General features: G+C 54.9%; 20 protein-coding genes, 2 tRNA genes and 1 pseudogene. 14 read left to right on the top strand and 9 right to left on the bottom strand.

Annotation, left to right across the window (positions count from 1 at the left end):
* Positions 1-26: 26 nt before the first annotated feature.
* Genes QPL95_RS16250 through der form a run of 3 tightly spaced genes read left to right on the top strand, consistent with a single transcriptional unit; the run spans position 27 to position 3,331 of the window.
* A complete protein-coding gene (locus QPL95_RS16250) occupies positions 27-680 on the top strand; it encodes a tetratricopeptide repeat protein (protein ID WP_303291981.1) in 654 nt (217 codons plus the stop codon).
* Positions 680-1,849 (top strand): outer membrane protein assembly factor BamB, encoded by a 1,170-nt coding sequence (bamB, locus tag QPL95_RS16245; protein WP_303291980.1) that lies wholly within the window; start codon positions 680-682, stop codon positions 1,847-1,849. Before QPL95_RS16250 ends, bamB begins: the two co-directional genes overlap by 1 nt.
* 60 nt (positions 1,850-1,909) lie before the next feature.
* Entirely contained in the window at positions 1,910-3,331 is a 1,422-nt protein-coding gene (gene der, locus QPL95_RS16240) for a ribosome biogenesis GTPase Der (RefSeq protein WP_303291979.1), read from the top strand.
* Positions 3,332-3,366: 35 nt separating this feature from the next.
* Here der and pta read toward each other — a convergent pair whose 3' ends face one another.
* The 3 genes from pta to QPL95_RS16225 are packed head-to-tail and all read right to left on the bottom strand — an operon-like array spanning position 3,367 to position 9,171.
* Complete coding sequence (pta, locus tag QPL95_RS16235) at positions 3,367-5,520, bottom strand: phosphate acetyltransferase (protein ID WP_303291978.1); 2,154 nt, start codon at positions 5,518-5,520, stop codon at positions 3,367-3,369.
* A 28-nt stretch (positions 5,521-5,548) separates the two neighbouring features.
* Entirely contained in the window at positions 5,549-6,733 is a 1,185-nt protein-coding gene (locus QPL95_RS16230) for an acetate/propionate family kinase (RefSeq protein ID WP_303291977.1), read from the bottom strand.
* A 20-nt stretch (positions 6,734-6,753) separates the two neighbouring features.
* Positions 6,754-9,171, bottom strand: coding sequence for an EAL domain-containing protein (locus QPL95_RS16225; protein ID WP_303291976.1), 2,418 nt, complete (start codon positions 9,169-9,171; stop codon positions 6,754-6,756).
* Between the two features lie 276 nt (positions 9,172-9,447).
* On the opposite strand from QPL95_RS16225, the pseudogene ccoM reads away from it, so the two are divergent.
* A pseudogene (gene ccoM / locus QPL95_RS16220) lies at positions 9,448-9,546 on the top strand (cytochrome c oxidase subunit CcoM); the annotation flags it as partial.
* A 69-nt stretch (positions 9,547-9,615) separates the two neighbouring features.
* Here ccoM and QPL95_RS16215 read toward each other — a convergent pair.
* The 3 genes from QPL95_RS16215 to QPL95_RS16205 all read right to left on the bottom strand — a co-directional run bounded on the left by QPL95_RS16215 (position 9,616) and on the right by QPL95_RS16205 (position 11,095).
* Positions 9,616-9,691 (bottom strand) — tRNA-Glu (locus QPL95_RS16215).
* Between the two features lie 86 nt (positions 9,692-9,777).
* The gene (locus QPL95_RS16210) at positions 9,778-10,683 is read right to left on the bottom strand and encodes a TIGR01777 family oxidoreductase (RefSeq protein ID WP_303291975.1); all 906 of its coding nucleotides are present in this window, start codon (positions 10,681-10,683) and stop codon (positions 9,778-9,780) included.
* A gap of 34 nt (positions 10,684-10,717) precedes the next feature.
* Positions 10,718-11,095 (bottom strand): sirohydrochlorin chelatase, encoded by a 378-nt coding sequence (locus QPL95_RS16205; RefSeq protein ID WP_303291974.1) that lies wholly within the window; start codon positions 11,093-11,095, stop codon positions 10,718-10,720.
* 56 nt (positions 11,096-11,151) lie between these two features.
* Here QPL95_RS16205 and QPL95_RS16200 point away from each other — a divergent pair, with 56 nt between their 5' ends.
* The 6 genes from QPL95_RS16200 (at position 11,152) to QPL95_RS16175 (ending at position 16,318) form a co-directional block, all read left to right on the top strand.
* On the top strand, positions 11,152-11,754 hold the full coding sequence (locus QPL95_RS16200) for a DUF924 family protein (protein WP_303291973.1): 603 nt from the start codon (positions 11,152-11,154) through the stop codon (positions 11,752-11,754).
* Between the two features lie 112 nt (positions 11,755-11,866).
* Positions 11,867-12,598 carry a TetR/AcrR family transcriptional regulator gene (locus QPL95_RS16195; protein WP_303291972.1) on the top strand — a complete coding sequence of 244 codons (732 nt, stop codon included), beginning with the start codon at positions 11,867-11,869 and terminating at the stop codon, positions 12,596-12,598.
* A 104-nt stretch (positions 12,599-12,702) separates the two neighbouring features.
* A tRNA-Gly gene (locus QPL95_RS16190) sits at positions 12,703-12,778 on the top strand.
* A 131-nt stretch (positions 12,779-12,909) separates the two neighbouring features.
* Positions 12,910-13,695 (top strand): MOSC domain-containing protein, encoded by a 786-nt coding sequence (locus QPL95_RS16185; protein ID WP_303291971.1) that lies wholly within the window; start codon positions 12,910-12,912, stop codon positions 13,693-13,695.
* A 17-nt stretch (positions 13,696-13,712) separates the two neighbouring features.
* The gene (locus QPL95_RS16180; RefSeq protein WP_303291970.1) at positions 13,713-15,650 is read left to right on the top strand and encodes an ATP-binding cassette domain-containing protein; all 1,938 of its coding nucleotides are present in this window, start codon (positions 13,713-13,715) and stop codon (positions 15,648-15,650) included.
* Positions 15,647-16,318 carry a hypothetical protein gene (locus QPL95_RS16175; RefSeq protein WP_303291969.1) on the top strand — a complete coding sequence of 224 codons (672 nt, stop codon included), beginning with the start codon at positions 15,647-15,649 and terminating at the stop codon, positions 16,316-16,318. The genes QPL95_RS16180 and QPL95_RS16175 overlap by 4 nt, the downstream gene beginning before the upstream one ends.
* Before the next feature lie 30 nt (positions 16,319-16,348).
* On the opposite strand, the gene QPL95_RS16170 is transcribed toward QPL95_RS16175, so the two are convergent.
* Entirely contained in the window at positions 16,349-16,780 is a 432-nt protein-coding gene (locus tag QPL95_RS16170) for a universal stress protein (RefSeq protein WP_303291968.1), read from the bottom strand.
* A gap of 144 nt (positions 16,781-16,924) precedes the next feature.
* Positions 16,925-17,743, bottom strand: coding sequence for a hypothetical protein (locus QPL95_RS16165; protein WP_303291967.1), 819 nt, complete (start codon positions 17,741-17,743; stop codon positions 16,925-16,927).
* 316 nt (positions 17,744-18,059) lie between these two features.
* Here QPL95_RS16165 and fadB point away from each other — a divergent pair, with 316 nt between their 5' ends.
* The 3 genes from fadB (at position 18,060) to topA (ending at position 24,321) form a co-directional block, all read left to right on the top strand.
* Positions 18,060-20,207, top strand: coding sequence for a fatty acid oxidation complex subunit alpha FadB (gene fadB, locus QPL95_RS16160; RefSeq protein ID WP_303291966.1), 2,148 nt, complete (start codon positions 18,060-18,062; stop codon positions 20,205-20,207).
* Positions 20,208-20,240: 33 nt separating this feature from the next.
* Entirely contained in the window at positions 20,241-21,416 is a 1,176-nt protein-coding gene (gene fadA / locus QPL95_RS16155; RefSeq protein ID WP_303291965.1) for an acetyl-CoA C-acyltransferase FadA, read from the top strand.
* Positions 21,417-21,681: 265 nt separating this feature from the next.
* Positions 21,682-24,321, top strand: coding sequence for a type I DNA topoisomerase (gene topA, locus QPL95_RS16150; protein ID WP_303291964.1), 2,640 nt, complete (start codon positions 21,682-21,684; stop codon positions 24,319-24,321).
* A 98-nt stretch (positions 24,322-24,419) separates the two neighbouring features.
* Here the strand turns inward: topA and QPL95_RS16145 are convergent, their stop codons facing one another.
* Entirely contained in the window at positions 24,420-25,292 is an 873-nt protein-coding gene (locus QPL95_RS16145) for an NAD(P)-dependent oxidoreductase (RefSeq protein ID WP_303291963.1), read from the bottom strand.
* A 311-nt stretch (positions 25,293-25,603) separates the two neighbouring features.
* Between QPL95_RS16145 and QPL95_RS16140 the strand changes: the two genes are divergently transcribed.
* Positions 25,604-26,815 carry a M48 family metallopeptidase gene (locus QPL95_RS16140; protein ID WP_303291962.1) on the top strand — a complete coding sequence of 404 codons (1,212 nt, stop codon included), beginning with the start codon at positions 25,604-25,606 and terminating at the stop codon, positions 26,813-26,815.
* The last annotated feature ends 78 nt before the right edge of the window (positions 26,816-26,893 follow it).

Below are 26,893 nucleotides of genomic sequence, written 5' to 3'. Positions count from 1 at the left end.
ACTATAAATCAATAACAGGAGTTTTCATGGCTGAGTTGCGCACCGAAGAAGAACAGGTTCAGGCGATCAAAGATTGGTGGAAAAAGAACGGCAGTTCGCTGCTGATTGGTATCGGTGCAGCCCTTGCGATTGTCTTTGGCTGGCAGGGCTGGCAAAGCCATCAAGACCAGCAGCGTGCAGAAGCGGCAAACCAGTTTACGACGTTGTTGAGCGCATTCACGGCGAGTGATGAGTCCAGCGATGAAACCGTGGCGTTTGTGGCTGAGACCTTGCGAAACGAGCATGCTACCAGTGCTTATGCGATCTACGGAAATCTGGTTCTGGCTCGCCAACAGATGGCGGAACAGAATGATCCGGAGGCTGCAGCGGAATCTTTGCAGTGGGCGTTGGACCAGGCGAAGGATTACCAGGCTTTGTCATTGGTTATCCGTAACCGTCTCGCCAGAGCACAGTTTGCGGCTGGTCAGAACGAAGTGGCTCTCAAGACATTGGAGAGTGCCGGCGAAGCGGATGCCTTCACGGCCATTTTCTCTGAGCTCAGAGGTGACATACTGATGGCCATGGGTGATACCGAAGGTGCCCGGAAAGCCTATCTCGATGCCCGGGAACAGGGGCAACAAGGCAATGGCGGTTTGCTTGAACTCAAGCTTTCTGACCTCGGTGTCGGGGAGGGCGCTTGATGCCTTTTAGGCTGAACAGACGGCTTGGCATTCTTTCGGCAGTATCTGTTCTGATGCTGGTGCTTGCCGGGTGCAGCACAAACGATACGTTTGAGCAGCCGGTTCCGGTGCCGGAGATTGAAGCGACGGTCGGTTTTGATCGGGCCTGGAGCCTATCTGTTGGTGATGGTCACGATGATGAATTCCTGCAACTGGCACCCCTGTATGCCGGCGATGTGATCTATGCGGCATCGGCAGATGGCGTGGTGGTTTCGGTTGGCGCGGACAACGGTAAGGCCGTCTGGAAAAAGGAGCTGGATGACCGGATTTTTGCCGGCCCGGGAGCTGATGCCCGTCAGCTCTATCTGGTGACCCGAGATGCCGAGCTGATCGCGTTATCCAGTGAAGATGGCAGCGAAGCCTGGCGTGTGAGTTTGCCAACAGAAGTTTTGGCGGCGCCACAGTCCAATGGGTCGTTGGTGGTGGTTCAGACAACCGACGGTCGTGTGATCGGGTTTGACACAAACAAAGGTGAACGGCTCTGGCAGTATGAAGCGCAGGTTCCGGTGCTTACCGTGCGTGCAGCGGCGGCGCCCCTGGTTGGCGGGGACATCGTAATTGCGTCTTTCGCCAATGGCCGTGTGATTGCTCTGACAGCGGCATCGGGTCAACCGGTCTGGCAATACGAAGTAGGTCAGCCCCAGGGGCGTACTGAGCTTGAGCGCCTGGTGGATATCGGTGGCACGCCCCTGGTACTTGATTCCGCGCTTATGGTGGTTGGTTACCAGGGCAAGCTGGCACTGATTGATATTCGTACCGGTCAGGAAATCTGGAGCCGCAGCGCCTCAAGTTTCTACGCCCCGGCAATCGGCAACGGCAATATTTTTCTGGCCGCTGCCAACGGCGATGTAGTCGCCTTGAGAGGCAGTGACCGCCGGGAGTTATGGGTGCAGAGTGATCTGGCCTGGCGTCAGATCACGAGGCCTGCGGTCTCTGGCGATTACCTCGTGGTTGGGGATTTTGAAGGTTACCTGCACGTTTTGTCGATGGAAGATGGCAGCTTGGTGGGGCAGTCGAAATTTGACAGTGACGGTATCCGCGTACCCGTTCAGGTGCTGAGTAATGGTAACCTTCTGGTTTATGGCAACGGCGGCAAAATGTCGGTTTTGAAACTTGAACAGAACGACTGACCGCCCACTGAATTTACCCGGCTACGGCCGGGTTTCTGTTTCTCTGTATAGCAGACAATTATGACCCCAGTTATTGCCCTTGTAGGACGCCCAAACGTAGGCAAGTCCACCCTGTTCAATCAGATGACCCGCTCCCGTGATGCATTGGTCGCCGATTTCCCGGGCCTGACCCGTGACAGAAAGTACGGCGAGGGACACTCTGAGGAGCGCAAGTTCATCGTCATCGACACCGGTGGTCTGACAGGTCAGGAAGCAGGGCTGGATTCCGAGATGGCGCGCCAGTCTCTTCAAGCCATCGAAGAGGCGGATATCGTGTTATTTCTGGTGGATGGCCGTGCAGGCCTGACCGCCGGAGACGAAGTTATTGCCGACCACTTGCGTCGCTCTGGCAAGCCGGCGCACCTGGTGGTAAACAAGACCGACGGGCAGGATCCGGACGTTGCCGCCGCCGATTTTTATAAGTTGGGATTTGAATCCATCTTCATGATTGCTGCGGCCCATAACCGTGGTATTCGATCGATGTTGGAACTGTTACTTCCTGCGCCTGAAGACCTCGATGAGCAGGATAGGGCAGACCGCTATCCCGGAATTCGCATTGGCATTGTAGGCCGGCCGAATGTCGGGAAATCCACACTGGTTAACCGGATGCTGGGTGAAGAGCGGGTTGTTGTTTATGACATGCCGGGCACTACCAGGGACAGCATTTACATTCCCTATGAGCGGCATGGGCATCAATACACGCTGATTGATACAGCGGGTGTCCGGCGGCGCAAGAATGTGCGGGAAACCGTTGAAAAGTTCTCCATCATCAAAACGCTGCAGGCCATTGATGATGCACATGTTGTCATATTGGTTATCGACGCTCGCGAAGGCCTGGTGGATCAGGATCTTCACCTGATTGGCTTTGTTCTGGACGCCGGCCGCTCATTGGTGATTGCGGTTAATAAGTGGGACGGCATGGACCCGGAGGACCGGGCCAAGGTCAAAGAGCAGGTTGCTCGTCGCCTGGATTTTCTCGATTACGCAGATAAATACTATATTTCGGCGCTGCACGGCACGGGCGTTGGCACGATGTATGATTCGGTTCAGGCCTGCTATGAGTCCGCGATGGCCAAGTGGCCAACCAATCGTTTGACCGCCATTCTTGAAGATGCGGTGGCCCAACATCAGCCGCCGATGGTGCACGGACGGCGCATCAAGCTCCGCTATGCTCACCAGGGCGGCTCCAATCCGCCTATCGTGGTGGTTCACGGCAACCAGGTGGATTCTTTGCCCGGGGCTTACAAACGCTATCTTGAGAACACGTTCCGAAAAGTTTTGAAGGTGGTTGGTTCGCCTATCCGGTTTGAATTCCGGGGTGGTGAAAACCCGTTCGCCCATAAGGTCGATCGGCTTACGCCCAGGCAGAAAGTGAAAAAAGATAACGATATCAAGAAAGGCCGTACGGTAAAGAAAACCCGGCAGAAAAGCGTCAAACGCTGATCAGCCGGGTTGCTGGCCTGGTGCCGGAGCGCAGCTTATGCCGCTCCGGCGTCGGCCACCTGTTTGGCTTGTACGGCTGTCAGTGCAATGGTGAACACAATATCCTCCACCAGCGCACCGCGGGACAGATCATTGACGGGTTTCCGCAGGCCCTGAAGCATAGGACCAACACTCACGACATTGGCGCTCCGTTGTACGGCCTTGTAGGTGGTGTTGCCGGTGTTCAGATCAGGGAACACGAAGACCGTGGCCTTTCCTGCCACCTTGCTGCCGGGCGCTTTTGATCTTCCCACGCTTTCGATGACGGCCGCATCGTACTGTAACGGACCATCGATCAGCAGGTCTGGTCTGCGCTCCCGGGCTATACGCGTTGCCTCGCGAACCTTATCCACATCCTCGCCGGTACCGGATTCACCCGTGCTGTAACTGATCATCGCAACCACCGGCTCAATGCCGAAAGCTTCTGCAGACTCCGCGCTTTGTATCGCGATATCCGCCAGCGCTTCAGCATCCGGATCAGGGTTGATGGCGCAGTCGCCGTACACTAGAACCTGCTGTGGCAGCAGCATGAAGAACACCGACGACACAACTTTGGCGTTGTCGTGGGTTTTAATCAGCTGAAGGGCAGGGCGCACCGTGTTTGCGGTTGTATGAATCGCGCCTGATACAAGCCCGTCGGCTTCATCCATGGCAACCATCATGGTGCCGAGTACCACGTTGTCTTCCAGCATGGCCTCTGCCTGATCAGCCGTGAGCCCTTTGTGCTTGCGCAACTCCACCATGGGCGCAATGTAGCGCTCACGGACCGTCGGGGGGTCGATGATCTCCATGTCGTCGGGTATTTCGACACCGAGAGAGGCCGCCACAGATGCTATTTCCTGAGGATTGCCGATCAGCGCACAGCGCGCCAGTCGGCGCTGATGGCAGATGATGGCCGCCTGGACCGTTCTTGGCTCGCTGCCTTCGGGCAACACGATCCGTTTGTCGGCCGCTCGGGCACGCTCCGACAACTGATACCGGAACGCCGGCGGAGACAACCGGCGCTGGCGCTGAACTTTCAGGTGCTCTTCGAGCCAGGCAGTGTCTATGGTTCGGGCAACCGATTCCATCGCCTGTTCAACCCGCTCCGGATCATCAATGGGAATGGCTGAAGACAGGCTTGCCAGCATGTGTGCGGTTTCGTAGGTATTGTTCTCGGAGCTGAGAACCGGAAGGCCGGTATCCAGTGCACGGCGGCACAGCTCAATAACCTTGTCATCCGGCATCAGTCCGCCTGTCAGCATCAGCCCGGCCAACGGCACGCCGTTAAGGGCAGCAACAGCGGTGGTGACGACAATATCTTCCCGGTCGCCCGGCGTAACGAGCAGAGTGCCGGGTTTGAGGGTGTCGGTCATGTGGCGGATGGTGCGGGCACACACAGATACCTTTTGAACACGACGGCTGTGCATCTGGCCTTCATGCAGAACCTTGATACCCAGCTCCCGGGCAACGTCTGACACACGCGGTGCCAGAAGTTGCGGTTGCCAGGGGATCTGTCCCAGCAGGTGAAATCGGCCAGAGGAAAATACTTTGCAGGCAGACTGGAAATCAATGGCTTGCACATCTTCCTGTGTCTGGAAATCCAGCGCCATGCCAGATTTTTTGGGTTCGCCTACCTTGTTGAGAATAACCGCAATCACATCCGGGTCCGATGGCGCTGCAAACAGGCGAGCGGAGAAGTCCAGGTCTTCGTCCAACTCCTCGGGGGTGCAGCTTTCTGGCGTGCTAACCAGGATAACCTCAGAGCCCAGGTTACGAGCCACTTCGACGTTCAACCGGGCGATGTAGGCTTCGCTACGGTCAGGAACCAGCCCCTCAATGATCACCACGTCTACTTCGCTGGAGACTTTCTGGTATTCCCCTACAACGGTTTCCATTAGCAGGTCAGCCTTGCCGTGGTTTAACAGCTGCTGGGCCTGCTTGAGTGGAATCGGGTCCGGTAGCTCAAGGTGGCTGTGTGATCGTACAAATGCGACCGACGAATCTTTGCCATCATTATGGAGGGCTTCACCCCGGTGGACGGACTGGCTGAAGGGTTTGTAAAAACCGACACTTACACCCTCCCGCTCAAGTGCTCGAAGCAGGCCGAGACAGACGGAGGTCAGGCCGGAGTTCATTGAGGTGGGCGCAATAAATAGACTTTTTGCCATGGCTAGTTCCAGTATTCATCCTTGGGTTTTAAATTGCGGCCATCCGGCCAGCTTCACGGGCAATGACCAATTCTTCGTTGGTTGGAATAACGAGAACGGGAAAACGGGAATCGGGGCTATTGATTCGGCCATCACTCAGCTTCCCGTTATGACGGTTCAGTTCCGGGTCAAGCTCAAGCCCCATCAGGCGCATATGCCGGATGGTTTCAGCGCGAATTCGGGCACTGTTTTCACCAATGCCTCCAGTGAATACGACGGCATCCAGGTGAGTGAGTGACGCGGTCATAGCGCCTAGATAGCGTGCGAGCCTGAAGCAGAAAACATCGATGGCCAGGCTGGAGGGTTCGTGGCCATGGTCTGCCAGCTCGCACAGTGAGCGCATGTCGTTGGTTTGTCCGGACAGGCCCAGCAAACCACTGTCGTTGTTCAGCATGTGATGTGCCTGGTCCGCGCTGACCCCCCGGCTTGCGAGATAGTCAAACAGGCCAGGGTCAACATCGCCACTTCGTGTTCCCATCACCAGTCCTTCAAGTGGTGTCAGCCCCATACTGGTATCGACACTCAGCCCGTCTTTGATGGCGGTGATACTGCAGCCGTTGCCCAGGTGAGCCGAGATGATGGACGTGGTTGCCGGTGTTTTGTTCAGCAACCTGGCCGCTTCCTGAGCCATGAAGTAATGGCTGGTGCCATGGAAGCCATAACGACGAATACCCCAGTCCTTGTAGCAGTGCTCCGGCAGCGCGTAACGATAGGCCCTTTGCGGCAATGTTTGGTGATAGGCGGTATCGAATACGGCAACCTGGGGGGTGGTCGGGAACAGTGCCCGCATGGCTTCAATGCCAGCCAGGTTTACCGGATTGTGCAGCGGTGCAAGGTCGGCACAGCCGCGAATGGCAGAGATGGTGGCCGGGGAGATTAAGGCTGCCTCCCGAAAGGTTTCCCCTCCGTGAACAACCCTGTGACCAACCGCCATGGGTTCACCGGAGAGAAGGTCCCTGTTACGGAAGGCTTCGATCAGTGCCTGAAGTGCTTGTTTGTAATTAGCATCGGCTGGGAGCTGAACGGGCTGTTGATCGCCGGAAATACGGGCGCTTGCATCCTGCTTGCCCAGTTTTTCAGCTAAAGCCGAGGCTTTTTTTTGAAGGTGTTTGTCGAACAGAGCGAGTTTAAGGGAGGAACTGCCGCAGTTCACGACCAGTATAGATTCATCCATGGGTAATGCCGTGTTGATTGCTAAACGGTGGCCCGATCGTTGGTTTCAAGCCAGTGAATAAAGTCCTGCTCGGGCAGGGGGCGACTGTAGAAGTAGCCCTGAGAAAAATCGCAGTTCTCCATCTTCAGAAAATGGGTTTGCGCTTCTTCTTCGACACCTTCGGCGATCACTCTCAGGCCGAGGCTGTGAGCCATGTTGATGATGGCTCTGACCAGTGAGGCGTCTTCGGATTCGTTGATAACGTCCTGAATAAAGGATTTATCAATCTTAAGAGTATCAAAAGGATAGCTCTTGAGGTAGCTCAGCGCGGAGTAACCGGTTCCGAAATCATCCACGGACAGCCTGATACCGGCGTGGTCAAGTTGCCGGAGGATGTCGGCGGTTTCTATGGTGTTGTCCAGGATCAGCCTTTCTGTAATCTCAAGTTCCAATAGCTCAGGCTTAAGGTTGCTGGCGTTCAGGGCGCGCATGACGATATCTGTAAAGCCCGGGTCGCGAAACTGTCGGGGGGATACGTTTACCGCAATACCGATATCGTAACCGGCCATCGCCTGCCAACATTGAGCGGCCTTACAGGCCTCCTGAATGACCCACTCGCCGATGGGGATGATCATTCCGGTTTCTTCGGCCAATGGTATGAAACGATCCGGCATGACCAGGCCCAGAGCCGGGTTGTTCCAGCGAAGCAGGGCTTCCGCTGCGACCAGCCGACCGTCGGCGGTGTCGACAATGGGCTGAAAGCAGAGTTGAAATTCGTTCAGCTCAAGGGCCTTGCGCATATGGGATTCCATATGCAGACGCTCGTGCGATACTTCCGTCATTTGGGGGGTAAAGCGGGCAAACGAACTCTTACCCTTGTGCTTCGCTTCATACATGGCGGCATCTGCATGCTGGAGCAGCGTTCCGCTGTTGTCGGCATCATTCGGGAAGGTGGCTATGCCAATGCTGGTGGTTACGAAAACCTCCTGGGCATTGAGCATGAACGGGGTTGAGAATGTTTGCAGAATCCGCTCGGCAACCTGGCAGGCTGCATCTGAGCCCGTAAGGCCCGGCAGGATAACCAGGAATTCGTCGCCGCCCAGTCTGGCCACTGTACTGGTTCCGCGCAGGCAGCTGGACACCCTCCTTGCAGCCTCGATCAGCAGTGTGTCGCCCGCATCATGGCCGAGGGTATCGTTTATGTGCTTGAAGTTGTCCAGGTCGAGGAACATGACGCCGACCTGTGTGTCGTCCCGGCGGGCTTGCGCCAAAGCAAGCTTCAGGCGATCCAGGGCCAGCATTCTGTTGGGCAGCCCGGTGAGAATATCGTAGTTGGCTTGCCTGAGTAGCTGTTGTTCGTAGCGTTTACGAATGCTGATGTCTTCGCCCAGAATGAGGTAGCCGGTGGTTTCGCCGTTGTTGTCTTTAATGGGGGTGACGACCAGTTGTTCCCAATAGCGTTCGCCATTTCGGCGTGCACTGTTTACCTCGCCTTGCCATACACCGACCCTTTGAACCTGAAGCCGGATCGACTGCCAGAGGTGTTTTGCCTCCTGAGAGTCCATGCTTTGTTCTATCAGTGTGGAAGGGTGCTTGCCTTTGATGTCCGACGGGTCGTGCCCGGTAAGCTGGCTGAACTTACGATTGGCATATTCGATGCGCCAAAGTCGGTCGCAGATCAGCACCGATGACGGGCTTTGGTCAATGGCTTTGGAGAATTTGAGGATTTCTGCGGCATCTCGCTCTCGACGGTCGACATCATCGTTCAGCCGTTCGCGCATCTGGTTTATGGCATCGGTCACCATGCCCAGTTCGTCGCGTTGATTGGATGGCGTTTCTTGTCGGTCAAGCTGAAGCGGGCGTGAAAGATTCTTCAGTGAGAGGTCGCGGGTGTACTGTGCCATGACGGCGAGGTGGCGTGTCACCAGATGCCTGAAAATCCATAGGATTAGAATGGATGCAATGAAAATCGTAAAGAACTGGGTGGCCAGGGTTACGCCGACTTTGGTCTGGAGGTCACTGTAAACGCGGTGTAAATTTGCCGTGATGGTCAACTCCCCCAGGTTAAAATGCTCACCCTCATCGTAAACAAGCGGAAAGCTGTGAGACAGGGTGTCGGCGTTTCGGGGTATTTCTCCCATCACCAGTTCAGAGTCAGGCTCTATGCGCAGGCGTAGATGTGCGATGTCTGGAAGGCTGAGTATGCCTTCCATCTGGCTTTGCAGAAGCTTCTGATCCAGTGCCCACAAACTGCGGGCCAGGCTGGATGAATATCCGGATTCGACCACCGCCATGCGTTCTTCTATATCATCGAGGTCTTTGCGGTAGTCAGAGTAGATTTGTACGCCGGATGCCAGCAGAGTCAGTGCGGAGCTGAAGACGAGAATCCACGCCAATAGCTTGAAAGAAAGGGGAGAGGTGCTGCGAAAGCGTTTCAGACGACTTGTAATATCGGGCATGTTTCTGACTTGGCCACCACATGAAGTACCGGATATAACCGCTGAATAGTCGAAATTCCTGGGTCGTGCTTTTCTGGAAATTCCCTAGCAATTGACTATAGCAGCAGTCTTTTTCAAATGCGCTGCAAATGCAGGAAAAATCGGGAAAAACAGCACGGCTTCTCAACTTGAGAGTTTGACGGGTTGCGATCTCGGCCTTGATGCAGATCAATACCGAAAATTCAACGTCGGCGTAACCTGAGTTTAATCAAGTTAGATAAGCGTTGGAGGTGTGTTATGTATATGGACGTCGTTGTAATTGCGGGAATTCTGACTGTGTTACTGATGATCGGTTTTTTTGTCGGTGTGGGTGTCTTCGTGGTAAGAGACCAGAAGAATCATAGCGATAAGGGTAGGAAAATCAATCACGGTAGTCATAGCGGCTAGCGTGATCAGCTTGAAAATTGGCGTCCCCTAGGGGGTTCGAACCCCTGTTGCCGCCGTGAAAGGGCGGAGTCCTAGGCCACTAGACGAAGGGGACGCAACGTTTTCAAAAGCTTGCCTCGTCGAGGTGGCGCGTATATTAAGTAAGGCCCGGGGTGGTGTCAACGCTTTTTAGAAAAAAAGTTAGCGTGACACGCTCTCCCGTAATGCGGGCTTCAGGTTTGGATAGCGAAATGTGAATCCTTCGGCCTGAAGCCTTGCAGGCACCGCATTCTGGCCCGTCAGGAGCAAGCCGGCCATTTCGCCGAGCACCGCCTTTAACACGGGTGCGGGCGCCGGGAACAAGGCGGGTCGGTGCAACACTTCGGCCAAGGTGCGGGTGAACTCGGCATTTGTCACGGGGGCGGGGCTCACCACATTGTAGGGGCCTTCGGCCTGTTCGCTTTCCATCATCCAGATCAGGCACGCCACAACGTCATCCCGATGAACCCACGGCATGTATTGTCGTCCGGAGCCAAGCCTTCCGCCCAGGCCAAGCTTGAATGGCAATACCATTCGCTGCAGGAAACCTCCCCCTTTGCCAACCACCACGCCGGTGCGTGAGAGGCATGTCCTGACGGCGTCAGCCTCAAGGGACAGGGCTGCCTGCTCCCAGTCTGCGCATAGCTTATGTGTGAATTCCGGATGCGGAGGCGTGTCCTCGGTGACAAGCCGTTCGCCCTGGTCGCCATAATAGCCTACCGCTGATCCTGAAATCAGCACGCCGGGCAGGTTCCTCCAGGTTCTTATGACGTTGACCAGTGTCTGGGTGACCGCGACCCGGCTGTCGAGCAGGGCTTGTTTGCGCGCATCACTCCAGCGTTTGTCGGCTATGCCTTCCCCTGCAAGGTTGAACACAACATCAAAGCCGACATGGGCTTTGAGCAGGTTCAAGTCAGCAGTGGCTTCAACCGCGCCGCAGACGGCAGTCACCACCTCTGGTTTCTGACGGCTATACACGGTCAATGAATGGCCTTTCGCCAAAAGCTCCTTGCACAGCGCTCGCCCTATAAAGCCGGTACCTCCGGTGATAAGAATTCTTTGTGACATATCTGCCTCCGACGATACGCAGCAAGTTTGTATTTCAATCGATTGATTTTGCCAGCTCTTCCTGAACCACGTCTCTTATCGCGTCGCCCAGGTGGGGATTGAAGCCGATTGGGTCGGCAAGCCTCATCTTCACACCGTGTTGTTTGACGATCTCTTCAATCATGGCAGGAACGTCTTTGCGCAAATGCCTGCCAGCGGCTAAAAACAGTGGTACCACGGTAAACTGCTCGGTTCCTTGTTCTTTGGCCTCGGCAACGATTGTTTCCATAGAGGGTTCTGCCAGCTCCATGTAGGCGATGGCTGAGTTCTCGATAGACCTCAGGGTTGGTTCGGCAAGCTTCTCGAACGTTTCGCACCAACGTTTGTCGCTGCTACCGTGTGCCAGCAGAATGATCTGATGCGGATTGCTCATGTAATCTCCGGTATGGTCAGTTGAGTGTTGGTATTAATGTATCAGGGAGCTTAGTAATGTTCGATTGGAAAGAGCTTCTGGATTTCTGGTTTGGCAAATTGGATGAAATGGGTTTGCCGGACAGCGATCACCGGAACCGATGGTTCCGGTCCGACAGAAGGTTTGATCAGGAAATTCGGCGACGTTTTTCATCGCTGGTTCTGTTCGCTTCCGAGGACGGGCTGGAGCACTGGCGCGATCAGCCTGGTGGCGCCTTGGCGGAAATCCTTCTGCTGGACCAGTTTTCCAGGAATATTTTCCGGGGCACGTCGCTGGCATTCGAGCAGGACCGGCTGGCCCGAAAGCTCTGCAGGCAGGCCATGCGTCGCGGGCAGGATGTAGAGCTGCCTGCGGTTATGAGGGCATTTGTGTATATGCCGTTGCAGCACTCGGAGAAACTTGCCGATCAACACACTGCCATGAAGTGCTATCAACAGCTGGCGGCATCGCAAGGCGGGTTGTTAGCGGACTTCCTTACCAGTTTTGTGGAATCGGCTGAAGATCACCGTGACATTGTTCAGCGATTTGGTCGATTTCCTCACCGGAATAAAGTGTTGGGTCGTGTCTCTACGGAAGAAGAAAAAGAATATCTTAAAGGTGGCTCCCGCTTCGGGCAGTAGTCGGTGGTACATGGAAATCTGTCGATCTGATCAATGAACGTCACAGAGTATTCCGGCACACTCGCCGCCGATGATTAAAATCAATAATAAAACGTTCAGGATGAATGACACCATGGATCAGCCGATTTCTCCGCCCCTTGCCGGTGAAGCAGAGCCTGGCTCAGTCCGGCAGGGAAAAGGGAGTGCCTTTCTTGGTCGGAAAACCGCCAGAGCCAAAAGTGAACGTCGGCGTAGAGCCCTTCTTGAGGCCACAATTCGCGTTGCGGCCCGGGAGGGTATTCGGGGCATCAAGCACCGTGCGGTAGCCAGCGAGGCAGGTGTTCCGTTGGCTGCGACCACCTATTATTTCCGCGATATCAATGAGCTGATCAATGATGCATTTGCACTGTTTGCTGTTGGGGCACAGCAACAGCTTCAGGTGTTCTATGAAGCGCTTGATCTGGTGCTCGATACGGTTCCGGATGACAGCCTGCGCCGCGATAGCCCCTTTCGGCCAATTCTTGCTGAGCGGTTGACCCAGATTGCCCTGGTCTGGATGCGTGACCAGTTTTCCAGAAGGAGAGATCAGGTGCTGGCCGAGCAGGTATTCGTGATGGAGGCGTTACGCGATGAGCGTCTGGCGAATGTTGCGCGGCAATACCGTCAATCCTGGATTGACGGGCTCGAAAGACTTCTGGCCCGACTGGATTCGCCGCTGCCCCGTCAGGATGCAACGCTGATCGTCAATGTGGTTCTGGGAATGAGCTACGACTTGCTGTTGGAAGTGCCCGGAACAGAAACGGAGGTTCTGGGTGCCTCGGTCGAGCGTATTGTTCAGCTGGCGCTGGGTGTGCAACCTGACTAGTGAGCGTGATTTCATCGTCAAAAAATTTTCACAAAGTTGTTGACGCCCGGTCACTTATCAGTAGAATACGCAGCCGTTGAGAGGCAATGCCTCGCAGCCGAAAAGCGGGAATAGCTCAGTTGGTAGAGCACAACCTTGCCAAGGTTGGGGTCGCGAGTTCGAATCTCGTTTCCCGCTCCAGATTCAAGAAAAACCCGACCTCCGTGTCGGGTTTTTTGCTTTCAGTTTACGGATAACTCCCCCTTCGGCCATTTGCGTCAGTTATACTCGTCTCCCTGATTTTACGAATTCGATACTTCCGAGAGCGCAACATGAAAGTGCAATCTCTATTTATCTATCCGGTTAAATCGCTCGCAGGCATACAGGTTCCGGCGTTTGAGCTGGACGACTTTGGTCCTTCGGGGGACCGTCGCTGGATGATTGTTGATGAGCAGGGCCAGTTTGTCACGCAGAGAACATTGCCACGCCTGGCGCTTATCACCACCGAGCTGGCAGGGCACGTTGCGAAGATTACCATCCCGGGTGAGGGTACGTTTGCGTTGGAGCCAGGTTCAGCGACGTTTCAGGTTCGAGTCTGGCGCGATGACGTTGCGGCAAGCCCTGGTCAAGAACAGGTTGATAGCGCTTTAAGCCGGTTCTGTGCGCAGCCTTTGCGGTTGGTTTACATGCCGGATTCAACCTACCGAAGAGTTGATCCGGAACGCTTGGCAGACTCCCGGCGTGTAGGCTTTGCCGACGGCTTTCCGTTGCTCGTGGTGAACCAGTCCTCTCTGGATGAGCTGAACGGTCGCTTGGAACGGCCGGTCGATATCCGACGGTTCAGGCCTAATATTGTGGTTTCCGGTGCCGAGCCTTGGGCTGAAGATGATTGGCGTTCTCTACAGGCCGGGGAGGTCGGGTTTCAAGTGGTCAAGCCGTGCTCACGGTGTGTGCTGACGACGGTCGACCCGGATACCGGTGTGAAGGATTCGGGTACCCAGCCGCTTAAGACGCTGTCCACCTACCGACGAACCCCGGAAGGGGTGATTTTTGGTCAGAATGCAGTCCATCAGCGTAAGGGTAGAGTGGCGGTTGGAGATCGTGTTGTTATTTATTGACAGGAGTGTTTAACAAAGTGCCTTTATTAACCCTGGATAAAATCTCCCTGGCTTTCGGCATGCATCCGTTGCTGGATGGCGCCTCACTTTTGATCGAGCCTGGAGAGCGGGTTTGCCTTTTAGGGCGCAATGGCGAAGGCAAGTCGACGCTGCTGAAGATTGTCAGTGGCGAGGTAACGCCAGACGGCGGCGTCATTCGCTTTGAAGAGGGCTCTGTGCTCTCTGTTTTGCCGCAGAATCTGCCTTCGGGAGATGCCCGAACGGCTTATGACGTCGTCGCATCTGCGTTTCCGGAAACGGGTGAGCTGCTGGTTGAATTCCACCACCTTTCGCACCAGGTGGATGATGCCAGCATGGAGCGTATGATGAACGTTCAGGAGCGGCTGGAAGCGCTGGATGGTTGGCGCCTGGATCAAAAGGTAACCACCATTCTCGGTCAGTACGGTGTGGACCCGGAACGAACTCTGAACACGCTCTCCGGTGGTTGGCAAAGGCGGGTGTTGCTTGCCAAAGCGCTGGTCGCCGAACCCGACATTCTGCTGCTGGATGAGCCGACCAACCACCTGGATGTACCCGCCATTGCCTGGCTGGAAGATGCGCTCACGCAATTTCGTGGTGCCATGCTGTTTGTCAGCCATGACCGCGCGTTTATTCGCCGCATGGCTACCCGGGTCGTGGAGCTGGACCGTGGGCAGCTGGTGAGCTTCTCTGCGTCTTACGACAAGTACCTTGAGCTCAAGGAAAAGGCGCTGGAGGAAGAGGAGCGCCAGAACGCGCTGTTTGACAAGCGCCTTAAGCAGGAAGAGGTCTGGATAAGGCAGGGCATCAAAGCCCGCAGGACCCGAAATATGGGCCGTGTACGTTCGTTAAAAGCGATGCGTGATGAACACCGGCAGCGCCGTGTTCGGGGAGGAACAGCGAGCTTTTCGGTCGAAGAAGCGGCGAGGTCAGGAAAGTTGGTGGCTGAAGCCAGTCATGCTGTGTTTGCGTACCCTGAGCAACCACCGGTTATCAAGGATCTTGATCTGACCGTGCTCCGCGGTGACAAGATTGGCCTGGTCGGTGAGAACGGGACCGGCAAGACCACTCTGGTGCGGCTGCTCCTGGGTGAGCTGGAGCCCACCGAAGGCAGTATCCGGCTCGGCACCAACCTGCAGGTTGCCTATTTTGATCAGCTGCGTGGTGAGCTGGATTTGGAGCGTAACGCTCTGGATAACCTGTCAGAGGGCCGGGAGTTTATCGATATTAATGGCCAGAGCAAGCACGTGCTGGGTTATCTGCAGGAATTCTTGTTCACCCCCGAGCGCTCTCGCTCCCCGGTCAGTGTCTTTTCTGGTGGCGAAAGGGCCCGCTTGCTGTTGGCGAAGCTGTTCAGTAAACCGGCCAACATTCTCGTGCTGGACGAACCCACTAACGACCTTGATGTTGAAACCCTGGAGTTGTTGGAAGAGCAGTTGTCAGAGTTCAAGGGAACCGTGATTGTGATCAGTCACGACCGGGAGTTTCTGGATAACGTAGTCACTGACATTATCTTCCTGGACGGTACCGGTTCCGTCCATGAGTTTGTTGGCGGATACAGCGACTGGCGCCGGCAAGGTGGACGCTTTCCCGCTGAAACCTCGGGCAGCCGTCCGGATAAGCAGGATAAGCGTGACAAAGACTACAATTCCACCAATAAAGCCGCTTCAGCTGCCGGGACTGTGGGGCAGTCGTCAAAACAGAAAACCGTTAAGCTGAGTTACAAGCTTAAGCTTGAGCTGGAGCAGTTGCCCGCTATGATTGAGCAGCTGGAATCACGGGTTGCAGAGCTGCAGGGTAGGGTGTCTGCCCCGGAATTTTATTCATGCCCACCGGAAGAGGTATCGGCCACTCTGGAACAATTGTCGGAAACGGAATCCCGGCTTGAGTCGGTTATTGAAAGGTGGATGGAGTTGGAAGAGCAGGCTAACCAATGAATATTAATTACAATTTTAAATTTCAGGATGGTCGGAATATTGATTTTCGGGTTACCGGTGAGTCTCCGGCGATTCCCGCGGGTCAACAAATGCCGGCATGGGTGCGGTTGGAGCACTGCCAGTGTTCCAGTTGCCCGTTGAAAAAAGGTGAAGTGACCTATTGCCCGGCTGCTACTGAAATTCTTCCAGTGGTTGAGGCGTTCAAAGAAGAAGATGCCTATCAGAAAGTCGATGTGACGGTGACTGACGAGCGCCGCTCCTATTTTAAGCAAACCACCCTGGAAGAGTCGTTACGGTCATTGCTGGGCGTAAAAATGGCGACCAGTGGCTGTCCGATACTGGCTGAGTTGAAGCCCATGGCGTTGCATCATTTGCCGTTTGCCAACAGCGACGAATTCGTCATGCGCAGTGTCGGGCATTATCTACTGCAACAGCTGTTCGCCAAGCGAAATCAGCAAGAGCCGGACTGGGAGTTGGCAGGACTGGTGCAACGCAATCAAAAGCTGCAGTTGGTCAACCAGGCTCTGTGGCAGCGCATTCACGCGGTCTGCAAGGGGGATAGCAATCTGAAGGCGTTGCTTAACTTCTTCTCAATGGCATCCAGTGTCAGTGTGTCACTCGAAAGTCAGCTAAGAAAGCTTCAGGCACGGATGAAAGGGGAGGCATGAGCCTCCTCTTACCGTGCCTGTTGTGTGCTATCAGTGAATCCGGATAGCGAGCACATCACACTCTGTGCCGTGCAATACGCCGTTTGCGGTTGAACCCAGCAGCAGCTGGAAGCCTTTGCGGCCGTGACTGCCCACGATGACCAAATCCACCTGGTGCTCTTTGACCAGTCGATGAATCTCGGACTCGGGGCGACCTACCGTAACCACCTGGTCTTCTCTACCGACGCCGTATTGTTCCCCGTATTTTCCAAGCTGCTCTCTGGCCGCTTTGTCCAGCTGATCTTGAAGCTCAGAGAGGTCCATCGGTATGTCACCGCCATAGGCGTACCCGACCGGTTCAACCACATGCACAAGCATCAGCTTGGCGCCGTGAGCGTCGCAAACGGCTTTCGCCTTCTCCAGAACCTGCGGGGCTTCTTCCGTCAGGTCAATCGCAACCAGCATTCGCTTGTAAGTGGGCATGGGTTCACTCCTTTGTGTGTAGGGGGGATAAACCAAGAATAGTACCGTTAAGCTACCGAGGGAAGAGCGGGGGCATTCTGACCGGCGTCAATCTGAAGGGAAATTGTCGGGGGTAAGCAACTTGCCAGCCCCCGGATTACAGGGTCAGCTCGTGGTACCCATCAGATCAATGGCGTTTTCGAGTCCTTCGATAATGCCCTTTGAGTAACGATCTATGATGAATGACACGTTGTTGTCGTTGTAATTGATGTAGGAGCTGCGAATAAATTGCCATTTTGCAGCCACATCGTCCAGAGCGGCTTTCAGTTCACCGGTTGGAGAGCCAGAGCGCGCACTAGAGAGTTGTTTCTCGAAGGCTATGGCTTGTTCATCCAGGGGGACGTCGGAGGATGCGCCTTGAAAGGTCTGGGAGACTGAGGAGTTGCTCCTGGCCGCATAGCGCGACATCATCTGAACCATGATCACCGCCGCGGATCTTGCTGACTCAACGCGATCACTGGTGGCCACGCCGCTTTTTTCCTGTGAAATGGCGTACAGCTCCGAAGCTTGATTGTTCAGGTTTGAGGCCTGGGTAGCGAGGTCTGCCATGAGTCGGAGGTCTGGGTAGCCGCGGTCGCGGACTTCGTTGATGTTACCCCGCATCAGGTTTTTGAATTGATCAAACTCCTGGTTTAATCCTTCTACCTGATCTTCCGACAGAACGCCGCTGGTGCTTGAGATAACGGAGTTCATCGAGTCATTGGCGTTGTTGATGCTAACGACAATTCGGTTGAGGGTGTCGGTATCGCCCGTCGCGCTGAAGCTGTAAAAGGCATCCAGTGCCATGTAGTTGCTGATTCGGAAATCATGCAGGTCTGAGAGGAATTCTGCGCTGGTTTCCTGGGCTTTAGCGCTAACCGCAGTCAGTGAGAGCAGAAACAGCGCGGTTACCAGGGACAGTATGCTCAGGCGAGCGTCTTTCATCGGATGAGTCTCCGTAATGCGGTTTTATTATTGTGGACTAAAGTCGTACCCCGAAGTTAAAGTAACTTTGCTGGCTAATCAAGTAGTTTCCAGCTGTCACAAATTTCTCCTCATTGTTTTCTACAGGCTCCCTGAAGAAACAAATTGACAAATGCTCCATTTTTTTTCATCGTGTGCCCTCAAGATTCAAACGACTGTATGAATTTTGGATCGGAAAGATCGGGCAGTGACCGAAATCTCGCTGCAAAAGCAGTCATGATGACGGATAACGTCGAATGGCTGTCAGCAGTTTCAAACACAGACTGGAGATCAGTTGATGATTTACGAAGGTAAAGCCATCACGGTTAAAGAGATCGACGGTGGGATTGCTCAGTTGGACTTTGACTTGCAAGGCGAGTCAGTCAACAAGTTCAACCGCCTCACCATCGAAGAGCTGGGCGCCGCAGCTGAAGCACTCAAATCCCAGAAGAACCTGAAGGGCCTGGTGGTTACCAGCTCCAAGGACAGCTTTATTGTTGGTGCAGACATCACCGAGTTCACCGAGCTGTTTGCAGGTTCCGAGGAAGACCTCGTTGCCAACAACCTGAAGGCGAACGAAGTATTTAATGCCATTGAAGATCTGCCGTTCCCGACCGTTACTGCCATCAACGGTATCGCACTGGGCGGTGGTTTCGAAATGTGTCTGGCGACGGATTACCGTGTCATGGCGTCCAAGGCCAAAGTTGGTCTGCCTGAGGTCAAGCTGGGCATCTTCCCGGGCTTCGGCGGTACTGTACGTCTGTCCCGTCTTGTCGGTGTGGATAACGCTGTTGAATGGATCGCCGGCGGCACAGAAAACCGCGCAGACGCCGCTCTGAAAGTGGGCGCCGTTGATGCAGTGGTTGAAGCAGACAAGCTGGTTGATGCTGCTGTTGCAATTATCAAGCAGTGCAACGAAGGCAAGCTGGATAACCTGGCTCGTCGTGAAGAAAAGAAAGGCAAAATCAAGCTCAACGCCATGGAAAGCATGATGGCGTTCGAGATTTCCAAGGCGTTCGTGGCCGGCAAAGCTGGCAAGAACTATCCGGCGCCGGTGGAAGCCATCAAGACCATGCAGAAGCATGCTGGCATGACCCGCGACAAAGCCATTGAAGTAGAGGCCAAGGGCTTCGCTAAAATGGCCAAGACCAATGTTGCGGCGTGTCTGGTTGGTCTGTTCCTGAACGATCAGGCTCTGAAGAAGAAAGCCAGCGCCTGGGAAAAAGAAGCCTCTGATGTGAAACTGGCTGCTGTACTCGGTGCCGGTATCATGGGTGGCGGTGTGGCCTTCCAGTCTGCCCTGAAGGGCACGCCCATCATCATGAAGGACATCAATCAGGACGGCATCAAGCTGGGCCTGAGCGAAGCCAAGAAGCTGCTGACCAAGCGTGTGGATAAGGGCAAGATGGATGCCGGCAAGATGGCAGACGTTCTTAACAACATCACTCCGACCCTGAACTACGGTGATTTCAAGAACGTAGACCTGGTTGTTGAAGCGGTTGTTGAAAACCCGAAAGTGAAAGATGCCGTTCTGCGTGAAACCGAAGAAATGGTTCGCGATGACGCCATCATCACCTCCAACACCTCCACAATTTCCATCAACCTTCTGGCGAAAAACCTGAAGCGTCCGGAAAACTTCTGTGGCATGCACTTCTTCAACCCGGTGCACATGATGCCGCTGGTTGAGGTTATCCGCGGCGAGAAGACCAGTGATCGTGCTATCGCGACCACCGTGGCTTATGCCAAGGCCATGGGCAAGACTCCGATCGTTGTCAACGATTGCCCGGGCTTCCTGGTTAACCGTGTACTGTTCCCTTACTTCGGCGGTTTTGTTGGCCTGGTTCGTGACGGCGCGGATTTCCAGCAAGTTGACAAGGTGATGGAAAAGTTCGGCTGGCCGATGGGCCCCGCCTATCTGCTGGACGTGGTTGGCATGGATACCGGCAAGCACGCCGGCGATGTGATGGCCGACGGCTTCCCGGATCGTATGAAACACGCAGAAACCACTGCCATTGACGTGATGTTTGATAACAACCGTTATGGTCAGAAGAACAACGTTGGCTTCTACAAGTACGAACTGGATCGCAAAGGCAAGCAGAAGAAGGTTGTTGATGAAGAGACCTACAAGCTGCTTGAGCCGGTTGTTCAGGGCAAGAATGAGTTCAGCGAAGAAGACATCATTGCTCGCATGATGATCCCGCTTTGCCTGGAAACTGTGCGCTGCCTGGAAGACGGCATCGTGGAAGATCCGGCCGACGCGGATATGGGCCTGATCTTCGGTATCGGCTTCCCGCCGTTCCGTGGTGGTGCCCTGCGCTACATCGACGATTTGGGTGTAGACAAGTTCGTTGAACTGGCAGACAAGTTTGCAGACCTTGGTCCTTTGTATCATCCGACCGAGAAGCTGCGTGAAATGGCCAAGACTGGCAAAAAGTTCTTTGGCTAACCCTGAACGAGATTTCCGAACGGAGAAAGATCTATGAGCCTTAATCCGAGAGACGTTGTCGTCGTCGATTGCGTGCGGACTCCGATGGGTCGTGCCAAAAACGGTTGTTTCCGCAACGTGCGTGCGGAGACCCTGTCGGCTGCGCTGATCGACGCACTGTTCGAGCGCAACCCTAAGCTCGACCCGAAAGAAGTAGAAGATGTGATCTGGGGCTGTGTAAACCAGACTCAAGAGCAGGGCTTTAACGTGGCGCGGCAGATTTCTCTGTTGACCCGTATCCCTCATGAGTCTGCTGCCCAGACCGTTAACCGTTTGTGCGGCTCTGCGATGAGCGCGATCCACACCGCGGCCCAGGCTATTCAGACTGGCAACGGTGATGTGTTCATGGTGGGTGGTGTCGAGCACATGGGTCACGTACCCATGACTGCCGGCTTTGACCACAACCCGGCCGCCTCGAAGTACACCGCCAAGGCGTCCAACATGATGGGCCTGACCGCGGAAATGCTGGCAAAGATGCACGGTATTACCCGTGAGCAGCAGGACGAGTTCGGTGCTCGCTCTCATCGCCTGGCACACGAAGCCACCGTCGAAGGCCGCTTCAAGAACGAAATCGTTCCGATCGAAGGTCACGATGAAAACGGCTTTGTGAAGCTGATCGAAGAAGATGAGACCATTCGTCCGGAAACCACGGCTGAGTCCCTCGGCCAGCTGCGCCCGGCGTTTGATCCGAAGAACGGTACTGTAACAGCAGGTACCTCTTCACAGCTGACTGACGGTGCCTCCGCTATGGTGCTGATGTCTGCTGAGCGTGCTCAGGCACTGGGTCTCACCCCGATTGCCAAGATTCGCAGCATGGCGGTTGCCGGCTGTGATCCCGCGATCATGGGTTACGGTCCGGTTCCAGCGACCAAGAAGGCGCTGAAGCGTGCAGGCCTGAAAGTTGAAGATATCGACTTCTGGGAGCTGAACGAAGCCTTCGCTGGCCAGTCCCTGCCGGTTCTGAAAGACCTGAAACTGCTGGGTGTAATGGAAGAGAAGGTTAACCTGAACGGCGGCGCGATTGCTCTTGGCCATCCGCTGGGCTGCTCTGGTGCCCGTATCTCCACAACTCTGCTGAACGTGATGCAGGCCAAAGGCGGTAAGCTTGGTGTTTCCACCATGTGTATCGGCCTGGGCCAGGGTATTGCAACAGTATGGGAACGCCTCTGATCGGCTAGTTAGAATCGGTTACGCGTATTCAGGAGGCCCGGCTTTTGCCGGGCCTTCCTGTTTGTGGTGTGGCGATCAGGTGCCAATATTTCAAAAAAAGGATGACTGAAGTCAAAGAATGGGTTGTCTTGCTATTCTTGACCCTGTAAAACAGTGAGCCTATACACAATGGCAGCCTTATGTTTTCCAGTTGCCTGATTTTTATGCGAGTTTGCGGTTTGTTCAGCGCTTAACCGATTTATCGCCAAGGATATAGATCTCCGATATGGGTAAAAGTCTCGTTATTGTCGAGTCGCCAGCGAAAGCGAAGACCATCAACAAGTACCTGGGCTCGGATTTTATTGTTAAGTCCAGTGTCGGCCACATTCGTGACCTGCCGGTCAGTGGTAGCGGCAGTCAGTCGGACCCGAAAGAGAGGGCCAAGCAGGCTGCAGTCACCCGAAAATTGAGTCCGGAAGAAAAGGTTGAACACAAAAAGCGCAAGTCCAGGGAGCAGCTGGTTGCGCGTATGGGTGTTGACCCGGATCACGACTGGAGTGCCCGTTACGAAATTCTGCCGGGCAAGGAAAAAGTCGTCAGTGAATTGAAGCGCCTCGCCAAGTCTGCCGATCATATCTATCTCGCGACGGATTTGGATAGAGAAGGGGAGGCCATTGCCTGGCACCTTCAGGAGACCATCGGTGGTGAGCCGGAAAAATACCGCAGGGTGGTGTTTAACGAGATCACCAAGCGTGCCATCCAGGAAGCCTTTAAAGATCCAGGAAGCCTGGATAATGACCGTGTAAATGCCCAGCAGGCCCGCCGCTTTCTCGATCGGGTAGTGGGCTATATGGTGTCGCCCCTGTTGTGGGCAAAAATTGCCCGCGGCTTGTCGGCCGGGCGAGTGCAGTCGGTTGCGGTTCGCTTGATTGTTGAGCGTGAGCGGGAAATCCGGAAATTTATTCCTGAAGAATTCTGGCAATTACATGCCGACCTCGGTGCCGCCGGTGCCAAAGAGCCCGTGCGCTTCGAGGTGACGCGCCATAACGATAAGCCGTATCGGCCGGTGAGCGAAGCTCAGAGCAACGAGCATGTGGCTCGTCTCAAGGAGGGTGGCTTCAAGGTTGCCAAGCGCGAAGACAAACCGACGCGCTCAAAGCCTTCCGCGCCCTTCATTACGTCGACGTTGCAGCAGGCGGCCAGTAACCGGATGGGCTTCAGCGTCAAAAAGACCATGATGCTGGCACAGCGCCTCTATGAGGCTGGTTACATTACCTACATGCGTACTGACTCCACCAACCTGAGCCAGGACGCGGTTGCCAGTTGTCGCGAGTTCGTTCAAAAACAGTTCGGTGAGCGCTACCTACCAGACAGCCCCCGCCTGTACGGCAGCAAAGAGGGTGCTCAGGAGGCCCACGAGGCCATCCGTCCATCGGATGTGTCTCGCCGGCCTACCGACATCTCCGGTCTGGAAAAAGACGCAGAGAAGCTCTACGACCTGATCTGGCGTCAGTTTATTGCTTGCCAGATGGCCGATGCCGAGTTCCTGAGCACCTCGATTGTGGTGGCTAACGGTGATTACGAGTTGCGGACCCGCGGCCGTATCGTCAAGTTTGAAGGCTTTTTGAAGGCCGCCCCCCAGTCCGCTAAAAAAGATGAAGACGTGGCGCTGCCCGATATCAAAGTTGATGAGGTTCTGGATCTCAAGAAACTTGATCCAACCCAGCACTTTACCAAGCCTTCGCCCCGCTACACGGAAGCGAGTCTGGTGAAGGAGCTTGAGAAGCAGGGTATTGGCCGGCCTTCCACCTACGCATCGATTATTTCGACGATTCAGGATCGGGGTTATGTGCGGTTACAGAATCGCCGATTCTACGCTGAAAAGATGGGTGAGATCGTTACTGAGCGTCTTGCGGAATCCTTTCCGAACCTGATGGATTACGATTTCACGGCGCGCCTGGAGGGCGAGTTGGATCACATCGCCGGTGGCGCTGTGAATTGGAAGAAAGTGCTCAATGATTTTTACGCCAAGTTCCGTAATCAGCTTGAAAGTGCTGAGCAACCGGAAGGTGGTATGCGGGCAAACAGCCCGACAGAAACCGATATAGCGTGTCCGAGTTGTGGTCGGAACATGCAGATACGGGTTGCCAGTACGGGTGTGTTCCTGGGTTGTTCGGGTTACTCGCTACCCCCGAAGGAACGCTGCAAAACCACAATCAATCTGGTCTCCGGCGATGAAGTGGTCAGTGCCGATGAAGATGTGGAAGGCGAGGGCGAAACCCGCTTGCTCCGGAAAAAGCGTCGCTGTGGTAAGTGCGGTACCGCCATGGACAGCTACCTGGTGGATGAGACTCGTAAGCTCCACGTGTGCGGTAACAATCCCGACTGTTCCGGGTATGAGGTAGAGCAGGGTACTTTCCGGATCAAAGGCTACGATGGACCGACGCTGGAGTGTGACAAGTGCGGCTCGGAGATGCAGTTGAAGACGGGTCGCTTTGGAAAATACTTCGGTTGCACCAACGATGAGTGTAAGAACACACGCAAGCTGCTGAAGAGCGGAGAGCCGGCGCCACCCAAGATGGACCCGGTGCCGATGCCAGAGTTAGCGTGTCAGAAGGTCGATGACACATACGTGCTGCGTGACGGTGCCTCGGGTCTGTTCCTGGCGGCCAGCAAGTTCCCCAAAAACCGGGAAACCAGGCCGCCGCTGGTGATGGAAATCAAGCCGCACCGTAAGGAAATCGACCCGAAGTACGATTACCTGATGGACGCCCCGGAGAAAGACCCCGAGGGCAACCCGACGGTAATTCGGTACAGCAGGAAGTCCAAGGAGCAGTACGTGATGTCGGAGCAAGACGGCAAAGCGACGGGCTGGTCTGCCTGGTATGAAAACGGGCGCTGGGTACCTAGAGACAAGAAGAAGTGATTTTTTAGCCACGAAACCCGGGAAACAAAGTGTTTACTTTACTCTTTGTTCGCGGGTTTCGTGGTTAACCGAGCGTTCGGCCTTTCCTTGGTAAAGCGTTATTTTTTTCGAAGTCGCTGGATCAATGAAGACGTATCCCAGCGATGACCTCCCATGTCCTGTATATCGCCGTAGAATTGGTCTACCAGGGCCGTAACCGGCAGTTTTGAGCCGTTGCGGCGAGCTTCATCCAGACAAATGCCCAGGTCCTTGCGCATCCAGTCCACGGCAAATCCGTGCTCGAACTGGTGATCAATCATGGTGCCTGAGCGGTTCTCCATCTGCCATGATTGTGCTGCCCCCTTGGAGATGACATCCACCACTTTGCGTACATCCAGTTCGGCCTGCTCGGCAAAATGCAGCGCTTCAGACAGCCCCTGGACCAGGCCTGCAATGGCTATCTGATTTACCATCTTTGTTCTCTGGCCACTGCCGGCGGGGCCCATCAGGTTCATGGCGCGGGCATAGTGCTGCATGATCGGTGCGGCTTTATTGTAATCGTCATCGTGTCCTCCGCACATGATGGTCAGCTGGCCGTTTTCTGCGCCTTGCTGCCCACCGGATACCGGTGCATCAACAAAACCTAGCCCGGCCTGGACCGAAAGTGCCGCCAAGTGCTCGGCGATGCCCGCCGAAGCTGTTGTGTGGTCAATCAGCACGGCACCTGCCGGCGCGTTGGAAATAATGCCGTCTTTACCTTCGTAAATGGCGACCAGATCTCTGTCCGCGCCGACACAGGTGATGATGAAGTCGGCGCCCTGGACGGCGCTGGCAATGGTGCTGCAGGCAACTCCCGAATGTTCGGACGCCCACTGTTGTGCTTTCTCCGGTGATCGATTCCAGACTCTTACAGACAGGCCTGCTTTGACCAGGTGACCTGCCATGGGGTAGCCCATAACGCCCAGGCCGATAAAAGTGGCTGTTAACGACATTGTTCAATGCTCCTGTATGGCTTCTGAGTTTGCACTGGGACGCCCGCGTCCTGAGATTGAGGATAGCCGAATTACTGCACGGGTACGATAGTTGAGCCAGGTCACATTGTGGAGGTGCCGGTTGGTGAAATGCACTGAATTCATGGACTTGAAACTGTTGCCTTCCTATACTTCGGGCGCTTGCTGCAAGGACGCACAAAGTTCGCCACGCCATGTTCAATTTCCCACCACGGCCCTTTGTATTCCTGCGGTTTAACCGAAAAAGGACAGATGCTGTTTGCTGTCCTGCAGTTTTTTGTTGAGGGAATACAATGAATTTGGTTTATAAAAATGAAAAGCCGCTGGTTCTGATAACGGCGGTTGTTGCTGCGATCGTTTGGCTTGCCTTGTTTTTGGGTACCTTTGGAATACTGCTGGTCTATTTGCTGCTTGGCTATGTGTTCTTTCTTTTTGCACACTCAGCCTTCATCTCGCACCTGAAAGGCTCTGGTGTCCGGATAAGTAAAGAACAGTACCCCGATCTTCACGACAGCCTGGTGCGGTGCTGTCAGAAGGTGGGCTTAAGGGAAGTGCCGGAGGCTTATCTGTTGCGAACGGATTTTTTTAACGCGTTGGCAACGAAGTTTCTGGGGCGCCATTTTGTGGTGCTGTTCACGGATGTTGTTGATGCGCTGGAGGATCAGCCCGGTGCCATCGATTTCTACATTGGCCATGAACTCGGCCACATTCACCGTAAACATTTGTCCTGGGATCCGTTCCTGATGACCGGGGGCTGGCTTCCGGTCATTGGTCCTGCGTTGCGCAGAGCGGAAGAGTATACCTGCGACCGGTATGGGGTGGCGTGCTGCCAGTCTCCCGACGACATCAAAGCGGCGTTGGCGGCCATTGCTGCGGGTGATACTCGCTGGAAGACCATGAATATTGACGCTTATATCCAGCAGGTTTCAGTGACCAACGGATTCTGGATGTCGTTCAATGAACTGACGGGCGATTACCCCTGGCTCACGAAGCGAATGGCAACGGCGGTGGCACTTTCCGAGGGTAGGGAGGTGTCGCACCCTCGCCGCAGTCTGTTGGCCTGGTTTCTGGCGCTGTTTATCCCGCGTCTTGGCGTCGGTGGCGGGGGTGTTGCGTCCCTGGTGGTAGTGGTTGCAGTGGTTGGTATTCTGGCGGCTGTTGCCATTCCCCAATATCAGGAATATGTGGAGCGTGTTCGCTATCAGACGGCCTACTCCAGTGCTCTGGAAGTTCGGGATGCGATAGACGGGTATGTGGCGGATAACCAGATGTGGCCTGTTGCCATGCAGGATTTGGGGTATCCGGAGGCAACGCTTGATGATCCGGCCAACTCCTTCTCTATTGATGTCTATGACGACGGCATCATTGGCATAGAGATGGGAACTGATGAGCTGGGCGAGCCGGAATACATCGTGCTTGAGCCGACTGTATCGGATTCCGGGTTAACCTGGATGTGTTATGGTCAGAACGTATCCGTTGAGCTGTTGCCGGCTGCATGTCGGTGAACGTGCTCTCGAGATGAGCGTCTGGAACTGACAGGTTCCTGTGTACAAAAAGGCCGCTGATTTCAGCGGCCTTTTTGT

It is taken from the genome of Marinobacter sp. SS5-14b, from assembly GCF_030541005.1.
Lineage (GTDB): Bacteria > Pseudomonadota > Gammaproteobacteria > Pseudomonadales > Oleiphilaceae > Marinobacter.
Note: the sequence above shows the minus strand (reverse complement) of the source record. Positions and strands in the feature narration are given on the sequence as shown.